General features: G+C 61.8%; 15 protein-coding genes and 3 pseudogenes. 14 read left to right on the forward strand and 4 right to left on the reverse strand.

The annotated features are described in order from the left end of the window. Window positions 1–227 precede the first annotated feature (227 nt). A pseudogene (locus GGQ66_RS20350) lies at window positions 228–608 on the forward strand (transposase); the annotation flags it as partial. On the opposite strand, the pseudogene GGQ66_RS20355 reads toward GGQ66_RS20350, so the two are convergent. Further along, window positions 601–1549 (reverse strand): annotated as a pseudogene (locus GGQ66_RS20355) (IS630 family transposase). The pseudogenes GGQ66_RS20350 and GGQ66_RS20355 overlap by 8 nt on opposite strands. A 72-nt stretch (window positions 1550–1621) precedes the next feature. Here GGQ66_RS20355 and GGQ66_RS20360 point away from each other — a divergent pair. The 13 genes and pseudogenes from GGQ66_RS20360 to GGQ66_RS20420 all read left to right on the forward strand — a co-directional run. Continuing rightward, a pseudogene (locus GGQ66_RS20360) lies at window positions 1622–1900 on the forward strand (transposase); the annotation flags it as partial. Window positions 1901–2280: 380 nt separating this feature from the next. Next, complete coding sequence (locus GGQ66_RS20365) at window positions 2281–3096, forward strand: alpha/beta fold hydrolase (protein ID WP_183795097.1); 816 nt, start codon at window positions 2281–2283, stop codon at window positions 3094–3096. Then, window positions 3096–3761 carry a glutathione S-transferase family protein gene (locus GGQ66_RS20370; protein WP_183795099.1) on the forward strand — a complete coding sequence of 222 codons (666 nt, stop codon included), beginning with the start codon at window positions 3096–3098 and terminating at the stop codon, window positions 3759–3761. The genes GGQ66_RS20365 and GGQ66_RS20370 overlap by 1 nt, the downstream gene beginning before the upstream one ends. Before the next feature lie 3 nt (window positions 3762–3764). Then, complete coding sequence (locus GGQ66_RS20375) at window positions 3765–4958, forward strand: CaiB/BaiF CoA transferase family protein (protein WP_183795102.1); 1194 nt, start codon at window positions 3765–3767, stop codon at window positions 4956–4958. Between the two features lie 2 nt (window positions 4959–4960). Continuing rightward, window positions 4961–5575: a carboxymuconolactone decarboxylase family protein gene (locus GGQ66_RS20380; protein WP_183795104.1), complete on the forward strand. Its 615-nt coding sequence runs from the start codon at window positions 4961–4963 to the stop codon at window positions 5573–5575. 103 nt (window positions 5576–5678) lie between these two features. Next, window positions 5679–6719 carry an ABC transporter substrate-binding protein gene (locus GGQ66_RS20385; protein ID WP_183795106.1) on the forward strand — a complete coding sequence of 347 codons (1041 nt, stop codon included), beginning with the start codon at window positions 5679–5681 and terminating at the stop codon, window positions 6717–6719. 106 nt (window positions 6720–6825) lie between these two features. After that, on the forward strand, window positions 6826–8565 hold the full coding sequence (locus GGQ66_RS20390) for an ABC transporter permease (RefSeq protein ID WP_237359012.1): 1740 nt from the start codon (window positions 6826–6828) through the stop codon (window positions 8563–8565). A gap of 31 nt (window positions 8566–8596) precedes the next feature. Next, the gene (locus GGQ66_RS20395; protein WP_183795108.1) at window positions 8597–9709 is read left to right on the forward strand and encodes an ABC transporter ATP-binding protein; all 1113 of its coding nucleotides are present in this window, start codon (window positions 8597–8599) and stop codon (window positions 9707–9709) included. A 1-nt stretch (window position 9710) separates the two neighbouring features. Beyond that, complete coding sequence (locus tag GGQ66_RS20400; RefSeq protein ID WP_183795110.1) at window positions 9711–10355, forward strand: flavin reductase family protein; 645 nt, start codon at window positions 9711–9713, stop codon at window positions 10353–10355. After that, complete coding sequence (locus GGQ66_RS20405) at window positions 10348–11214, forward strand: fumarate hydratase (RefSeq protein WP_183795112.1); 867 nt, start codon at window positions 10348–10350, stop codon at window positions 11212–11214. The genes GGQ66_RS20400 and GGQ66_RS20405 overlap by 8 nt, the downstream gene beginning before the upstream one ends. Next, on the forward strand, window positions 11211–11825 hold the full coding sequence (locus GGQ66_RS20410; RefSeq protein WP_210287352.1) for a fumarate hydratase C-terminal domain-containing protein: 615 nt from the start codon (window positions 11211–11213) through the stop codon (window positions 11823–11825). The genes GGQ66_RS20405 and GGQ66_RS20410 overlap by 4 nt, the downstream gene beginning before the upstream one ends. Window positions 11826–11930: 105 nt before the next feature. Continuing rightward, window positions 11931–12686, forward strand: coding sequence for a GntR family transcriptional regulator (locus GGQ66_RS20415; protein WP_183795117.1), 756 nt, complete (start codon window positions 11931–11933; stop codon window positions 12684–12686). A gap of 88 nt (window positions 12687–12774) precedes the next feature. Continuing rightward, window positions 12775–13623, forward strand: coding sequence for an alpha/beta fold hydrolase (locus tag GGQ66_RS20420; protein ID WP_237359013.1), 849 nt, complete (start codon window positions 12775–12777; stop codon window positions 13621–13623). 58 nt (window positions 13624–13681) lie between these two features. Here GGQ66_RS20420 and GGQ66_RS20425 read toward each other — a convergent pair whose 3' ends face one another. The 3 genes from GGQ66_RS20425 to GGQ66_RS20435 all read right to left on the reverse strand — a co-directional run bounded on the left by GGQ66_RS20425 (window position 13682) and on the right by GGQ66_RS20435 (window position 17819). Further along, complete coding sequence (locus GGQ66_RS20425; protein ID WP_183795119.1) at window positions 13682–14845, reverse strand: CaiB/BaiF CoA transferase family protein; 1164 nt, start codon at window positions 14843–14845, stop codon at window positions 13682–13684. Between the two features lie 80 nt (window positions 14846–14925). Beyond that, window positions 14926–17016, reverse strand: coding sequence for a 3-hydroxyacyl-CoA dehydrogenase NAD-binding domain-containing protein (locus tag GGQ66_RS20430; protein ID WP_183795120.1), 2091 nt, complete (start codon window positions 17014–17016; stop codon window positions 14926–14928). Window positions 17017–17039: 23 nt separating this feature from the next. After that, window positions 17040–17819, reverse strand: coding sequence for an enoyl-CoA hydratase-related protein (locus GGQ66_RS20435; protein ID WP_183795123.1), 780 nt, complete (start codon window positions 17817–17819; stop codon window positions 17040–17042). Between the last annotated feature and the right edge of the window lie 5 nt (window positions 17820–17824).

Below are 17824 nucleotides of genomic sequence, written 5' to 3' on the forward strand. Positions count from 1 at the left end.
TGGATTACATAGACACGCCTTGATGACCATGATCGCCTACGCCTTTCTCCAAGCCCGCCGCCTCAAAGCTGCGGGACGGAAAAAAGAGTCGGCGGTCCACCGCCACAACCGAGCATGCCAGCGATTAGACAAGCCATTCTCGACCTCTTCACACGGTCGCCACCCGGCAGATGCCCGCACTGTCAGAAGCTGCTGGCACACGCCCGAGAATCTAAACTGCCAAAGTAGTGCTAGGCATGGAAATCGGCACTTCCGAGGCCGAACCGATCTGGACGGAGCTCCTGCGCAAGCTGGCGCGCCGCGGCCAGCGCGGTGTTAAGCTCGTCGTATCCGACGCTCACGAAGGCATCAAAGCCACTGTTTCCAAGGTCCTATCCGCGACCTGGCAAAGATGCCGGGTTCACTTCATGCGCAATGCATTGGCGCATGCTGGAAAGAGTGGACGGCGCGTCGTCTCAGCCTTCATTGCAACGGCCTTTGCCCAGGACACGCCTGAAGCTGCCAGCCAACAGTGACGTAGTGTTGCCGATCAGATAAGGCCAAAAGTGCCGAAACTCGCCGGCCTCATGGATGCCGCAGAAGAAGACGTCCTAGAGCATTTCACCTTTTAACGGAACCATAGCCAGCATTTGTGAGATAGTTTTCGCATTCGGCGGGCTGGATTGTTTCGACCAGCCTGCCGATATGACGCCAGGTATCTTCGATGGTCCGCTTCTGTGCGTTTCGCATCCAATGCTTTATCTTCGAGAAGGCCTGCTCGATCGGATTGAGGTCTGGCGAGTAGGGTGGCAGGAACCAAAGCCGGGCACCGGCGGCCTTGATCAATTATCGGATTGTCGCCGACTTGTGACTGCCGAGATTGTCCATGACGACGATGTCTCCTGGCTTGAGCACCGGCACTAACTGTTGCTCGACATAGGCGCGAAAGCACCCGCCATTGATCGGTCCATCGAAGACACAGGGCGCGGTCAGCCGGTCGGCCCTCAAGGCACCCAGGAATGTCAGCGTGCGCCAGTGACCGTGCGGCGTAAACGCTCGCAGACGCTTGCCTTTCGTTGCCCAGCCCCTGATCGGCGTCATGTTGGTTTTGATCCAGGTCTCATCGATGAAAGCCAACCGTTCGGGATCGAGGTGCTGCTGCAAGGTCCTCCATCGCTCTCGTCTGCGGGCGACATCGGCACGAGACTGTTCAAGGGCGAACAGCGTTTTTTTTGAAGCGTAGCCCCTCGCTGCGGATGAACTTCCAAATCGTATTATGCGAGACGGTGAGACCTCGCGAAGCGAGTTCGGCCTTCAGTCCATGTAGCGTCAGATGCGGATTTTGAGCGAGCCGCTCGGCAATGAAGTCACGATGCGGCTCCAGAACAGGTTTGCGATAACCACCCATCTTGCTTGGACGAACCGATCCGGTCGCGCGATGGCGCTGAGACCACTTCACTACCGAAGACGCAGCCACTTCGAAACGCGCAGCCACAGCCCGGATACTCTCGCCGCTCGATACAGCGGCAACAACACGCTCACGAAGATCATTCGAAATCGGCGCGGTCATGTGATGCTGACCTCCATCCAGCCAGCATCAGTGAATCAGAAAAGAACTGAGTTGGGAATCAAACCCGATTCAGAAAAACGCGGAAACGCTCTAGCCTACATGACCTTTCCAAAGCAGCACTGGACAAAGCTTCATAGCACGAACCCAATCGAGCGGCTGAACGGTGAGATCAAGCGAAGGACGGAGGTCGTGGGCATCTTTCCCAATAACGACGCCATCGTCAGGCTCGTCGGTGCGCTGCTTTTGGAGCAAAATGACGAGTGGGCCGTTCAGCGCTCGCGCTACATGACGCTGGAAACCATCGCCACAATCAGTGATGATCAGCTTATTAACTTGCTAGCTGCGAGTTGACCCATTCCCGGTCTTGGGCGGAAAGCTCGAGAATCAACTGAGCTACATCATTCCATGGGACGCGATCTTGAGACGCATGCGAACCTCCTCTGCCTCGGATCTTGCCACCGATCATTTCTCCCAAGCGACCTTAGTCATTGTCGATGCTTCCGTAATTCTGGCTCTGGGCAGGGTGCCTGGAACCAGATGATGGCGGGCGCTGCCGAAATCTCTCATGAAAAACTCAACAGGGCTTGCTTTTAAAAAAGCATAAGACTAGCTTTTAGAGAATTGCGCTCGGGAAGGGGCGTGGGAGGACAGATGCGGGGCAGAGCGTCCCGGTTGGCGTGCGCGGTGAGGCGTGACGTTTTCCGTCCGGTGGAAATGGGAGGAACGCAGTTATGACACAACTGACCGTGTCAAAAGCCAAAGCGGAGTTCGTGACCCTGAGTGATGGGCAAATCATTGCCGCCTATCCGCAGGTTTTCCACGCCCGCGCACCGTGGGTGGTCTTCTCCAATTCGTTGGCCACCGATCATTCCATCTGGTCTGCCCAGGTCGAGGCGCTGGCGGGGCGGTGGAACATTCTTCGCTACGACCAGCGTGGGCATGGTGCATCGCCTGAGCCGTCAGCGCTGTCCGGTTTCGACCGGCTTGGCGCGGATGTCGTGGAACTGCTCGACAGGCTCGGTGTGAAGCGCGCCGCTTATGTCGGTCTTTCGATGGGGGTTCCCACAGGGCTCGCGGCGGTCGCAGCCGCCCCGGACCGTTTTTCCGGCTTGCTGCTGGCGGATGGTCAGGCACGGACGGCGCCGGGCGGCGGCCAGCAATGGCGCGAACGTGTCGCTTTTGTGCAGGACCAGGGGCTTGCGGCTTTCGCTTCGGTGACGGCCTCGCGTTGGTTGGCTGACCCGACCGGAGAGCGGCTGGCGCGGCTTGAGGCCATGATCGCCCGAACGCCGCTTGACGGTTTCGTCGCCTGTGCCGGCGCTCTGGCCGATTTTGATTTCACGGCTGGCCTTTCGCAGATCGATTGCCCCGTGTTGCTGGTCGCGGGAGAGCGTGACGGAAAGCTTCCCGAAACGATGCGCGCAATGGCCGACCTCATTCCCGGGGCGCGTTTCGAAACCATTGCCGAGGCGGGCCATGTGCCCTGTTTCGAGCGTCCCGACGCGTTCAATGCGCCCATGCTTGCTTTTCTGGAGACCCTGACGTGATGAAACTCCACTGGTCCCCGCGCTCGCCCTTCGTGCGCAAGGTGATGATTGTTCTTAATGAAACCGGTCAGATCGATCAGGTCGAATGCGTTCGTTCGGCCGTTGCCATGGCGACGGAACCCAATCCGGACGTTCTGGCCGATAATCCCCTCGGGAAGATCCCGACGCTTGTGCTGGAAGACGGCACGGCACTGTTCGACAGCCGCGTGATCTGCACTTATCTGGCCGAGCGCGCGGGAATGTTTCAGCCCGTTTCAGCCGCCGAACGTTTTCGCCAGCTTCGCTGGGAGGCGCTGGGGGACGGCCTGACGGATATCCTGCTTCTGTGGCGGATCGAGCGAACGCGCGAGGAGAAAGCCGATTCGGTGATTTGCGCCGCGTTCGAAACCAAGGTGCGGGCGACGGTGGCAAGGCTCGACGCCGAGGTGGACCCACTTTCGCAAACGCCGCTTGGTCTTGGCCAGATAGCCATTTTCTGCGCGCTTGGCCAATTGGAGTTCCGCTGGCCCGGCACGGGTTGGCGCGAAGCCTTCCCGCGCCTTGCGGAATGGTTTGCCGGGCTGGAGATGCGACCCAGCTTTGCCCGAACGGCGGTGGTTGACGATGCGCCGGCCTCCGTGCCGCCGGTTGCCAGCCAGCCGGCTGCCTTCACGTTCGGAGGTTGAGGCATGGCCGGACCGCTTTCCAATATCAGGGTTCTGGATCTCAGCCGCATCATGGCCGGGCCGTGGGCCGGGCAGATTCTGGCCGATCTCGGCGCGGATGTCGTCAAGGTCGAGCGTAAGGGCGTTGGTGACGATACCCGCAAATGGGGGCCGCCCTACCTGAAGGACACCGAGGGCAAGCCGACGGCGGAATCCGGCTATTACCTCTCGGTCAATCGCGGCAAGCGCTCCATCGAACTGGATCTGGCCTCCCTCGAAGGGCAGGACGTGGTGCGCGAACTGGCGAAGCAATCGGATATCGTGCTGGAAAATTTCAAGGTCGGAACGCTCGATCGCTACGGTCTGGGGCAGGCGCAGCTTCGCGAAATCAACCCGAGGCTCATCTATTGCTCGATCACCGGTTTCGGCCAGGATGGGCCGATGGCCGAGGACGCTGCCTATGATTTCATGATCCAGGGCATGGGCGGGCTGATGAGCGTGACCGGCACGCCGGACGGTGAAGCCGGTGGCGGCCCGCAGAAGGTGGGCGTGCCGATTGTCGATATCATGACCGGCATGTATGCGGCCATTTCCGTTCTGGCTGCGCTGTCCGAGCGCAATTCCAGCGGCAAGGGCGATTACATCGATCTCGCCATGCTGGACGTCGCGACCGCGATGCTGGCCAATCAGGCCATGAACCATCTCGTGTCCGGCAAGGTGCCGGAACGCAAGGGCAACAAGCACCCGAACATTCAGCCGCAGGACGTGTTCGCCGTCCGCGACGGGCATATGGTTCTGGCCGTGGGGAACGACGAGCAATTCGCTCGCTTCGCCGAGGCGCTGGATATGCCCGAACTGGCCACGGACCCGCGTTACGCGAAAAATGCCGACCGCGTTCGCAATCTCGATGTGCTGCATCCGCTGATTTCCGCTCGCCTCAAGACACGGGATCTCACCGACTGGCTTGCCCGGCTGGGCGAGAGGAAGATCCCTTGCGGCCCGATCAACACGGTGCCGATGGTATTTGAGGAAGCGCAGGTCAAGCATCGGCAGATGCTGCGGAAACTGCCGCACCCGCTTGCAGGCGAGGTGGCGCAGGTCGTGTCGCCGATGCGGTTTGAGCGTTCGGCACTCGAGTTCGACCGGGCTCCGCCGCTGCTGGGGGCCGATACACAGGCAGTTCTGGCGGAACTGGGTCTCTTTAAGGAGGATAACTGAATATGGGCAGGATCAGCTTTCCCACTCCCGATGAGATGTCGAAGGAGCAGCTCGCTGTCTTCAACGATATCATTTCCGGTCCGCGTGGAACGCTTGTGGGGCCGTTGCGCGCCGCACTTCACAATCCGGTGCTTGCCGACCGCTGGCAACGGCTTGGGCAGGTGCTGCGTTACGAAACAAGCATACCGTTCGCGCTCAATGAAATCGCCATTCTGGTCACGGCCCGCCACTGGAGCAGCCTGCTGGAATTTGCGCTTCACGCACGCGAGGCGCGCCGGGCTGGCGTCGATGAGGGCTGGATCGAGGCGCTTCGCTGTGGGGCGCGTCCGAATTTCGCGGGCGATGATGCGGCTGCCGAGGTCTATGAATATGTGCGCCAGCTTCTGAGCGCCGGCGATATTGCCGATACCGCCTATGAGGCGGTGAAAAAGCGCTGGGGCGAGGTCGGCGTTGTCGAACTGACGGCGGTTGCCGGTTACTACTCGATGGTGGCTATGACCTTGAACGCACATCGCATCCCGCTGCCGGAGGGCGTGGAATACGAGATTCCGGACAATGACAAGGGCGTGTTCAATCTGCCGCCCTTGCAGGAGAATGAGCCGCAACCTGTTCTGTAAGTGGCTTTCGCCTTGTATAAATCATAAAACTGATTTATAGATATTTTGGGCTGATCGGTCGCGCCTGGAGGAAGCGGCGCACCGTCACTGGGAGGAGTTGGAGATGAAATCTGTTGCAAATGCAATGCTGGCCGCCACGGTTGCCGGTCTCGTGTGTTGGGCGTCTTCGGCGCGCGCGGCCAGCGACGAACTGATTGCCGCCGCCAAGACGGAAGGCAAGGTGGTCTGGTACACGACGATGATCGTCGATCAGGCTGTCCGGCCGATCGCCGCCGCCTTCGAGAAGAAGTATCCGGGCGTCAAGGTGGAGTTTGCCCGCGGCAACAGTGGCGACATGGCGCTCAAGGTCATCAATGAAGGGCAGGCCCGCAACCGGATCGGCGACGTGTTCGACGGCACAGGCACCTATTCCTCCATCCGTGCGGCCGACATGGTGGCGCCCTATACGCCGGATTCGGCCGCGAGCCTCGCGCCTGAATTCAAGGACCCCAAGGGTTACTGGCACGCGGAGAATTTCTACTATCTGACCGCCGCCTACAACACGGATCAGGTCACCGCTGAAGAAGCGCCGAAAACCTACGAGGATCTTCTCGATCCCAAATGGAAAGGCCAGATGGCCTGGGCCGTGACGCCCGAACCGACCGGCGCAGCCGGCTTCGTTGGCAATATCCTGATGACCATGGGCGAGGAAAAGGGGATGGACTATCTCCGCAAGCTCGCCGCTCAGAAGATCACGAACATGACCTCGAGCCAGCGCACGGTGCTGGATCGCACCATTCTGGGTGAATCCCCGATTGCGTTGATGATCTTCAACCATCACGTTCCCATCAGTCAGGAAAAGGGTGCGCCGGTCGAGTGGATCCGCATGGAGCCGCTGGTCTCGAGCGCAAGCCTGATTGGCCTCGTCAAGGATGCGCCGCATCCGAATGCGGGCAAGCTTCTGATCGACTTCATTCTTTCCGACGAGGGCCAGGAAGCGGTTGCGGCCGCCGGGTACCTGCCATCCAATCCCAATGTGAAGATTCCGCATTCGGAGCTTCTTCCGACCGGCCCCAAGCCGTTCAAGGCGAACTTCATGTCGCCCGAGGTTGTGGACGAGAACCTCAAGAAATGGATCGAGATCGTCAACAAGACGTTCATGTGATCCTGTTTGCCCGGGTGGGCATCACCCGGGCTTTTCCTGCAAGAACAGTGCCGTCACGGTCGCATATGCAGGCCGTGGCAAGGATTTGATCAGCCGGAGGCCGCTGATGGCTATGACCGAACAGATTTCCATGAACCGTGCCGGAGCAGAGGCTCCCAGTTTGCCTCGAAGGAGCCGTAACCCGACATTCTGGCTCACGGCCGTGCTTGGGGTCGTGCTGGCCGTTCTCGTCCTGCCGTCGGTCGCCATCCTGATCGCGCGCTCGGTCATGATCACCAATCCGGACGCAAGCTTCGGCGGCCTAACCATTGCGCATTTCACGCGCTTCTTTACGACGACCGGCGTTCTGACGAGTACCTACAATTCAATCGTGTTCGCGGTGTTTTCCACCGTCGTGGCGCTGTTGTTCGGCGGCGCGCAGGCATGGCTCGTGGAACGCACCAACATGCGTTTCAAGCCGCTGGCCTACATGACCACCATCATATCGCTCGGCACGCCCTATATTCTTTATGTCGGCGCCTGGCTGTTCCTGCTGGGTAAGGCCGGGCCTATCAACGATGTCTTCCGCATGGTCACCGGTTCGCGCGGCGTGCTTATCGATGTCTACTCGATGTTCGGCATGGTGCTGATCGAGGGCTTCCTGTGGTCGCCGCTCGTTTTTCTGCTGCTCTCGTCCACGTTCCGTGTTGCCAATGCCGATCTGGAAGAGGCCGCGCGCATGAGCGGCGCCAATGTGTTCCAGACGATCTGGAACGTGTCCATCAAGATGGCGATGCCGGCTATTCTGGCGCTTGCCCTCTTCGTGTTCATTCGCGCCGTCGAGGCGTTCGAGGTGCCTGCCATGGTGGGCATGCCGGGCGGCATCGACGTTCTGACCACGGATGTCTACAAGTCGATCAAGGAAACCATTCCGCCTGATCTCGGCTATGCCAGCGCCTATTCGGTGGTTCTGCTCGTGATCGTCGGTATCCTGCTTTATTTCTACGGCAAGCTGGCCAAGAATGCGGGCAAGTACAGCTCCATTACCGGCAAGAGCTTCCGTCCGCGTCCGTTCAATCTCGGTCCCTATCGCTGGGTTGCCGAGGCGCTGGTGATCTTCAACTTCGTACTTCTTCTGCTTCTTCCGCTGCTTGCGCTGCTCTGGCTCGCGCTTCAGCCGTTCATGCGCGCCATTCGCCCTTCCGCTTTCTCGGCCATGTCGTTCCATAATTTCGCAACGGTCTTTTCGTCGGAGTATTATCGGGACCTCGCCGTCAACACGATCCTGATCGGCGCCATTGCCGCCACCGCAGCCGTCGTCATCACCTTTTTCGTCGGCTGGCTCAGCGCCCGCCGCAAGCCGGGCGGCGTCGTTCTGGACCAGCTCGCCACCGCGCCTTTGATCTTCCCCGGCATTGTCATGGGCGTGGCGTTCCTCATGGTGTTCCTGTCCGTACCGGTTCCGATCTATGGAACGCTCTGGGCGCTGGCGATCGCCTACACGGTGCGCTACCTGCCCTATGGCCTGCGCTACAGCTATGCGGGCGTACTCCAGATCCATCATGAGCTTGAAGAGGCCGCCGGTGTGGCGGGCGCGGGGCCGCTGACGATGCTGCGGCGGATCATGGCGCCGCTTCTTTCGCCGGCTCTCGTTTCCGCATGGCTGTTCATTTTCCTGATCGCCACCAAGGAACTTGCCGTGGCCGCCCTGCTGGCCGGACCAAACAGCCAGGTGGTCGCGGTCGGGATGTATGACCTGTGGGTCAACGGGCAGGGCGGGGAGCTTGCCGCCTTCGGTCTGGTCTGGGCCGCAGTCATGACCTGCCTTGCCTTCGTCTTCTATGCGTTCGCCCGAAACAAGGCGTGATCGACCAATTCCATGCGGGAGGAGTAATCCCATGTTGAAGCTTGAACATATCAGCAAAGTCTATCCGGCCGGCCGCAACGAGTATGCCGGCGGTATCCGGGATGCGGACTTCAACCTTGAGCCGGGCACGTTTTTCACCATGCTGGGTCCGTCCGGCTGCGGCAAGACGACCACGCTGCGCTGCATTGCCGGGCTGGAGGAACCGAACAAGGGCCGCATTTTGCTCGACGGACGCCCGATCTTCGACAGCGAGGCCGGCCTCTCCATTCCCATGCACCGCCGCAACATCGGCATGGTTTTCCAGTCCTACGCGATCTGGCCGCACATGACCGTGTTCGAGAATGTCGCTTTTCCGCTCAAGGTTTCGAAAGCGCAACGCTACACCGCCGCTGAAACCGACAAGGCCGTGAACGAAGCGCTGGAAGTGGTGGGGCTTGGCGGTTATGGCGCCCGCTCGGCCACGCAGCTTTCGGGTGGCCAGCAGCAGCGCATCGCGCTGGCGCGCGCCATCGTACACCGTCCCAAGCTTCTTCTTCTCGACGAGCCGCTCTCCAACCTCGATGCAACGCTGCGCGAGGGGATGCGTGTCGAACTGAAGCGGCTCCAGTCCGAACTGGGGATCACGGCGGTTTATGTGACGCATGACCAGACGGAAGCGCTTGCGATGTCGGATGTCATCGCCGTCATCGAAAAGGGGCGCGTCCAGCAGTTCGGCTCACCGGAGGATATCTATTTCCGCCCGGCCAACGAGTTCGTCGCCGGCTTCATCGGCCACACCAACATCCTGCGCGGCAAGGCTCTTGGCGGCGCGCCGGATGCGGTCACGGTGGAACTCGGCGCGGGTGTAACGATCCGGTGTCATGCCGATTGCGAACAGAAGCCCGGCGAGACGGTTGCGGTGTCGATCCGTCCCGAAAACATCACGCTGGCCGGTCTCAGGGAAGCCGCCGCCAACGAGAACAGCAACAGCCTGTCCGGTCAGGTCGGATCCGTCAGCTTCCTTGGCAACGTGCTGCATTACGAGATCAGGGTGGGCGATCAGACCATGCAGGTGGAGAGCAATCCGGACCGGCGTTTCGAACCCGGTGCGGATGTGGCCATCAGCTTCGCCCCGCGCCATGGTCGGGTTCTGCCGGTCGTCTGAAATGTTTTACGATCCGCGCAGCGAAGACCCCAAGGCGTTGGGCTTCACCCACAATCCCTGGAACGCCCTGATAGCGCCGCGCCCGATCGCCTGGATTTCCACGCGTTCGGGCGCGGGTGTCGCCAATCTCGCCCCGTATTCGTTTTTCAATGCGGTGTCGGGCGCTCCGCCTTTCGTGATGTTCTCTTCCGCCGGTCGCAAGGATACGCAGCGCAACATCGAGGAAACCGGCGAGTTCGTCGTCAACATGGCGACGGAAGACCTCGTTGCGGCACTGAACGACAGTTGCTTTCCGTTCGGGCCGGATGTCGATGAATTCCAACGGGCTGGCCTGACGGCTGTGGCGGCGCGCCACCTTCACCACGCACCCCGCCTCGAGGAAACACCCGTCTCCATCGAGTGTCGCCTGTCACAGATCGTCGAGCTGAAGACCGCTGCCGGCGCTCCGGTGCGTTCGGCCGCCATTTTCGGCGAAGTCGTCGGCATTCATGTCGATGAACGGATCATTCGAAACGGTCGCGTCGATCTGGCGCTGGCCCGTCCGCTGTCGCGGCTCGGTTACATGGACTATGCGGGTCTCGGACCAATCTTCGAGGTTCTCCGGCCCGAATCCGAACCGCAGGAGAGGGTGGCGCCCTATGGCTGACGATGCCCTCATCCGCCGGCTTGGCGGCGAACTGTTCAACAGGGCCGTGCGGCGCGTTCCTGACGACACTGTACATGCCTTGCGGCAGGCGATGGAGCGGGAACGGACGGAAACAGCGCGCAAGACGCTGGCCATGCAGTTGCGCAGCGCCGAACTGGCGGCGGAGCGCAATGCGTTCGTTTGCTCGGATAACGGTATTCCCGTCTATTTCGTCAGGCTGGGCAGTGAAAGCCCGATCCGTGCCGACTTCAAGGCAGCGCTCAAGGCCGGTTACGAAGCGCTCGTTGAAAATGTCCAGCCACCCTTTCTGCCGCACGTTACCAATCCCCTGACGCGTGAGCGCTCGCACACTGGCAAGGGTGTGCCCATCGTCACCTTCGATCAGGAAGGCGGGGTCGACTGGGTGGAAATCGTCTGTTCGCCGAAAGCGCTCGGCTCCGGGCGCTGGGCGGCGCTTGAGCTTTTCACCTTTCCAAGCATCGCCGAAATCGAGGCCTATGTGCTCGATGTGGCGATCCGGGCCGGCGGGCAGCACTGTCCGCCTGTCGCGGTCGGTGTCGGGATCGGCGGCACCTTCGACTATGCGGCGAAGATGGCGAAGGAGGCGACGTTGCGGCCGCTCGGAACGCCGCACACCGATCCAGAGGTCGCGGCAATGGAGGACCGGCTGACGCGGGCCATCAATGCGCTCGGATACGGACCGATGGGAACGGGCGGCGACACAACCACCCTCGGCGTTCATGTGGAATGGTGTGCCGGCCACGGCTTCACCCCGGTGGCCGTGGCGTTCAATTGCTGGATCAATCGCCGCTCCCGCGTGCGCATTCATCCTGGCGGCGATGTGGAGTGGATCGAATGAGCCGCGAAATCGATCTTCAGCTTCCACTCGGGCGGGCGGACCTTGCCGGGCTGCAGCTTGGCGATCGCGTGTTCCTCACGGGCGAGATCGTCTCCAGTGCCGGCTTGCCGACCTATGAGCGGCTGGTGCGGGAACTGTCCGAAGGCATCGCGCCGCCCGTGGCGTTGCAGGGCGGCTGCATATTCCATCTCGGTTCCGCGCTGGAGGCGCGCGATGGCGGCTGGCACCTGCATTACATCAACCCGACGACCAGCACGCGTTTCGATGCGCTGATGCCTGCTCTGATCGAAGGCTTCGACCTGTTGCTGACCGGCGGGAAGGGCGGTCTTTCACCTGAAAGCGCCCGGGCACTGGCCCGCACGGGTGGCGTCTACCTGTCCTTTCCCGGCGGCGGTGCGCCCATCCTGACCGATGCCGTCGAGGCTGTGGTGGAAGTTGCCTGGCCGGAAATGGTGTCCCATTACCGCATTGTGCGCCTGCGGGTGAAGCGGCTTGGGCCGCTGACCGTGGGTATCGATGCGCGTGGCAACAGCTTGTTTGCGCAAATCGATACCGTCGCAAAAGGGCGTCGGGACGAGATCCTTGCAGCGTTGGCGCAGTCGCGGGGCTGAGGGGGCTTTTCGACAAAAAGCAAAACTCTATATGATAGGTTTGAGTGATCGGCACGGCGTCGCGCGTCTGATTCACGGAGTCTGATCGACACGAGGAAAGCTGCCATGTCAGAGGCTACAATAAAATCACAGACCGCGAGTGCGCTGGAGAAGAGTGCCGTCGCCCGCTATATCCAGCTTGCCTCCATGTTTCGGAAATGGGTTGAAAACGGCCAGTGGCCTGTCGGTTCGCAAATTCCGACGGTGGGGATGCTCGCGAAGGAATGCGGCGTTGCCGGCATGACCATCCGCCAGGCGCTGGATATTCTGGAAAAAGAGGGGCTTATCGAGCGGTTTCGCGCCAAGGGCACCTTCGTTCGCCAGAAGCCGCGCCGCGAATTGTGGTGTGAGGTGCAGACCGACTGGAACGGCCTGCTGATGTCGCGCATCGATGCCGATATTTCCATTCTGTCCGATGTCGCCAACCAGACGCTCGATCAGTCCGGTTTCGATGTCGGAACCGTCGTGCCCGCCTATCGGCACCTGCGGCGCCTTCACCGGCGGTCAGGCGTTCCTTTCCTCGTCGCCGATGTCTTCGTCGATGAAGGATTGCGTGGCCTCATTCCCGAAGAGAACTTTTCGAAGACCACGGCCATGCGTCTGGTTGCCGATTTGCCGGGAGTCAAGATCGCCGATGCGCGGCAGATCCTGACCATCGATTCCGCCGATCTGGAAACCGCCACCCTGCTCGATATCGCTCTGTCTGATCCGATCGCCAAGGTGCAGCGACTGGCGGTCGATGAGAACGGCAAGTTGCTTCTCGTCGCAAACGGTCTTTATCGCGGCGATATGGTGCGGATCGACATGAAGCTCATCAAGTAGGGTCAGTCGGCCTTTACTGCTTTTATAAGTCAATAAATCATGTTATTGATTCAATGCGTGCAAAGAGATGCACGATTGGGAGGATATCATGATGTTTCAAAGGCTTGCTGGCGCATTGTGCGCCGGCGGAATGATCGTGCTTGCGCATGTGACGCCTGTCCAGGCGACGGAAGAAAAGACCGTGACGAACGGTGAGGCGACCATAGCCTATTCCGTGCGCGGCGAAGGCCCGCTGGTTCTGGTAATCGCCTCGACAGGCCGCGGCACGTCGGAGTTCGGCCCGCTTGCAGATCGGCTTGTCCAGCGGGGATACCGGGTTGCCCTGCCGGAACCGCGCGGGATCGGAGGCTCGCGCGGGCCTATGGAAAACGTGACGTTCCACGATTTCGCAAAGGACTTTTCCAAGGTGATCGAAGCGGAAGGCGGCAAGGCCGTCGTCGCCGGTCATGCCTATGGCCAGTGGATCGCCAAGACCATCGCGTCTGACCATCCCGGCATGACGAAGGGCGTCGTTCTTCTGGCGGGTGGCGCGAAGAAGTGGCCTCAGGAGCTTTCGGATGCCATCACGATGATCAACGATCCGGCATCCTCGCGCGAGCAGAAACTGGCCGGTCTCAGGCTTGCCTTCTTTGCGGAAGGCAACGACCCGACATCATGGCTTGAGGGTTGGTATGAAGACGTGACGAAGAGCCAGCGCGCCGCGCGCAAGCTGACCAACCAGAGCGACTGGTGGGCTGGCGGCACGGCGCCGATGCTCGACCTTCAGGCCGGCTCCGATCCGTTCCGTCCGGAAAGCTCGCGTCAGGAGGTCAAGGACGAGTTTGGCGATCGCGTGACCGTAGCCGTTATCCCGAATGCCAGCCACGCGCTTCCCGCCGAAAAGCCGGTGGAAACCGCTGACGCCATTGCCGACTGGGCTGACAAGCTGCCGAAGTAACGGTGTCAATGGAGGGCCGGGCCGCCTGCCTGCAAGGGGTGTCCGGCCTTCCGCTGTGTCAATCGCCTTTGCCGTAAAGTTCGGCAAGAATCCTTTCGCGATCCTGATCCAGATCAGGGACCGGGCCGCGCTTGGCCGTATCCGCAAAGGCGGAGAACTTGATGGGATTGCCTGACACGGCAAAGGTTTCACCCGTGCTGTTTCGGGTTTCGCACACCATGTTGCGGGCCTTGACCTGCGGGTCGTGGATCAGGTCCGCGATGGTGTTGATGGAGCCGCAGGGAATGCCTGCCGCCCGCAGAAGGGCAAGCCATTCGTCACGCGTGCGAGTGGTGAGGGTCTGTTCGATTTCGACCTCGAGTGCCTGATGGTGCCGCTGGCGCATCAGCCTGCTGACAAACAGGGGATTGCCGGCCAGTTCCGGCCTGCCGATGGCGTTCGTGAAGGTTCTGAAAAGTTTGTCGTTGCCTGCCGCGATGACGATCCATGTATCGGCGGTTCGGAAGGCCTGGAACGGCGCGATGAGCGGATGCTTGTTGCCCATGGGGCCGGGAACCTCGCCGGTGGCAACGTGGCGCGTGATGGCGTTCTCATGCAGCGCAATCTGGCAATCGAGCATTCCGACATCGATCATGCCGCCTTTGCCCGTCCGTTCACGGCTGAAAAGTGCGGCGGAAATGCCGAGCGCCAGGAATGTGCCCGCGCCGATATCGCCAAGCGAAGTGCCAACGCGGGCGGGCGGTGCGCCGGGAGACCCGGTCACGCTCATCATGCCGCTCATGGCCTGCACGACGATATCGTAGGCGGCGCGGTCGCGATAGGGACCGGTCTGCCCGAAGCCGGACACTGACGCATAGATCAGCCGGGGAAATCGGTTCTCCAGCGCCGGCCAGTCCAGCCCCAGCCGCTCCATCACGCCCGGGCGGAAATTCTCGATCAGCACGTCGGCGCGCTCCAGGAGGTCGAAGAGTATGGCCCGGTCGTCCTCGGCCTTCAGGTCCAGCGCGATGGACTCCTTGCCACGATTGACGGAGGCGAAATAGGTCGATGTCCCCGCATGCATCGGGCCGAAACCGCGTGAATCGTCGCCGCTTTCAGGCGCTTCCACCTTGATGACGCGCGCACCGAGGTCCGCAAGCAACATACTGGCATAAGGGCCTGCAAGCACGCGCGTCAGGTCGATGACCGTCACGCCTGAAAGAAGGCCGGGGTTCTGTGTCATGATCGAAGATCCTCCCAATCTTCACCCGTTTTCCCGGCACACTACAGGCAATGCGCCGGGAAATCCGCAGGATTTCGCAATCAGGCCCCGGCGAGGACAGGTGCGAGATCGGCGCGGTGAAAGCCAAAGCCCGCAGCCTGCGCCAGTTCGTCCATTGCCGCTTCCAGAACCGCCGGTGGCTGGCGCGCTGCCCAGAACAACGGCCCGCCGCGATAGGCGGGGAAGCCGTAACCGTTGACCATGGCGAGGTCGATATCGGAAGCGCGCTGGGCGATCCCTTCGGCCAGAAGCAGGGCCGCTTCGTTTGCCATCGCCGCCAGCGCCCGGCGCACGATTTCGTCATCGGTGAACGGGCGTTGCGGCCTGCCGCTCGCAGTGCGGCATTCGGCGACGATCCGTGCCGTTTCCAGAGCCGGTGTTCCCCGCCCGCCGGCAGGCGGGTAGTCATACCACCCACCGCCCGTCTTGCGGCCAAGGCGGCCCGCCTCGCAAAGCCAGTCGGCGATCATGACATAGCGCGTGCGGGGATCGCGCGTGGCGGCAAGCCGCTGGCGCATCTTCCATGCGATGTCGAGGCCGGAGAGATCCGACACCGCAAACGGGCCCATGGCGAAGCCGAAGCGCTCCAGCGCGCTGTCGATCTGTTCGGGGGCTGCGCCATCTTCCACCATGAACTCGCAATGGCGGCGGTAGGCGGCGTAGATGCGGTTGCCGATGAAGCCTTCGCCGACACCCGCGACAACCGTGGCCTTCTTCAGCCGCTTGCCGATGGCCAGTGCGGTTGCCACCACCTCGGGCGAGGTTCTGGCGCCGCGGACCACTTCGAGCAGCTTCATGATGTGGGCCGGGCTGAAGAAATGCAGGCCGACCACATCCTGCGCCCGGCCGGATGCCTCCGCCAGCCGGTCGAGATCGAGATAGGAGGTATTCGAAGCGATGATCGCACCGGGCTTTGCCAGCGCCCCAAGCTGGCGCATGACTGGCAGCTTGACGTCGTATTCCTCGAAAACCGCCTCGAGCAGCAGGTCGCAGCGGGCCAGCGCTTCATTATCCGTCGTGGTCTCGATGCGCGCCAGTGTTTGCGTCGCGCGGTCTTGAGCGATGCGTCCGGCGGCGACCGATTTCGCATAGTTTTCGCCGATCCGCGCACGGCCCGCGGCCAGCGCCTCGTCGGTGCGGTCGATCAGGATCACCCGGTAGCCGGCATCGAGGAAGGCGATGGCGATGCCGCTGCCCATCGTACCCGCGCCCAGAATGCCGACCGTCTCGATGTTGCGTGGCGCGACCTTTTCGAGACCGGCGACCTGCTGGGCCTGCCGTTCGGCGAAGAACTGGTGGCGAAGCGCGGTTGCCTGCTCGCCGTAACGCAATTCATCGAATGCGGCCCGTTCGAGAGCCAATGCGGCATCGAACCCGATCCCGGCGCCTTCCCGCAGCACCCTGAGCGCGGCGGGAACAGATAAAAGGCCCCTGGCGCCCTTCATCGCGGCGGCTTCGGCCGCCCTTATCCGCTCTTCCTCCTCATTCGGGATCGGCAGGTCGCGAACCCGCCGCTTCTCACCGGCGAGCGCCTTTGCCGCCCGCAGCGCCTCCAGGCGAAGGTCACCTGTGGCAACCGCATCGATCATGCCAAGTTTCGCCGCTTCGGGGGCCGGCACGCGGCGGGCCGAGGTGATGAGGCCGATTGCCGTGCTCATGCCGGTGAGGCGCGGCAGGCGCTGCGTGCCGCCCGCGCCGGGAATGATGCCGAGCCGCACTTCCGGCAGGCCGACAACGGCGTCCTGCGCGGCAATGCGATAATCGCAGGCCAGCGCTATCTCGTAGCCGCCCCCCAGGCCTGCGCCGTGAATGGCAGCGATCACCGGCTTTGGACAGCATTCGATGGCCTGAATGACCTGCGGCACCTGCGGTTCGCGCAGTGGCTTGCCAAATTCGCGAATATCCGAGCCGGATATGAAGGTCTTGCCGCCGCCGATGATCATGACGGCTTCAATGCCGTTATCCTGCGTTGCAAGCGCCATGGCGTCAGCCAGCCCCTGCCGTACGCCCCACGATCCCGCATTGACGGGCGGGTTGTCGATGATGGCGATCAGAACGCCATCTTCCCTTTCGAATTTCACCAATGTCTGCTGCTCGCCCGCCGGGGCGGTGCTTTCGGCTTCCGCTGCCATGTGCGGCTTTCCTCCTGAAGGTTTCAGCGGCCCTGGAAGGCTGGCGCACGCTTCTCGACGACGGCGCGGGTCGCTTCGCGCGCATCCTCGGTCGTCATCAGGCGGGTGCTGAACCCCTGTTCGAGCTGGTAACCGTCCTCGACGGTCATGAACTCCACGGCATTCAACGCTTCCTTGCCCAACCGCAGGCCGAGCGGCGCCTTGGCGGCGATGATGGCAGCCAGAGCCAGCGCCTCGTCCATCAGCGTTTCATGGGACACGATGCGATCGACGAAGCCCCAGCGTTCGGCTTCCTGCGCCGAAATCGGCAGGCCCGTGAAGAACATGCGCCGCAACACGCCCTGCGGCAGGTGGCGCCCCATGTGGGCGGTGGCGCCGCAGCGGCCGACATTGATTTCGGGCAGGCCGAAGCGGGCGTTTTCCGTCGCCAGACGGATGTCGCACACGGAGGCGATCACGGCACCCGCGCCCAGCGCAGGACCGTTGACGGCGGCGATGGTCGGCAGGGCGCATTTGCGAATGTTTTCGAAGCAGCGACGGATGATGCGCGCGCGGTAAGGGTCTTCTTCAACGGTCGCCGCCAGAAATTCGTTGAGATCGAGTCCGGCGCAAAATGCCTTCCGGCCCGAGCCCGTGAGCACGATGCAGTTCACGTCCGTCCAGTTGCTCGCGTCCTGGAACAGATCGGCAAGCTCCTTGTAGAGCGCCAGTGTGACGACATTGACAGGCGGGTTGTCGATCGTGATCGTGGCGATCTTGTCTGCTTTGGTAACTTTCAGGCGATCCGAGAGCTGGGTCGTCATCGATG

Origin of the sequence: Allorhizobium borbori (assembly GCF_014196535.1) — a bacterium.
GTDB lineage: Bacteria > Pseudomonadota > Alphaproteobacteria > Rhizobiales > Rhizobiaceae > Ectorhizobium > Ectorhizobium borbori.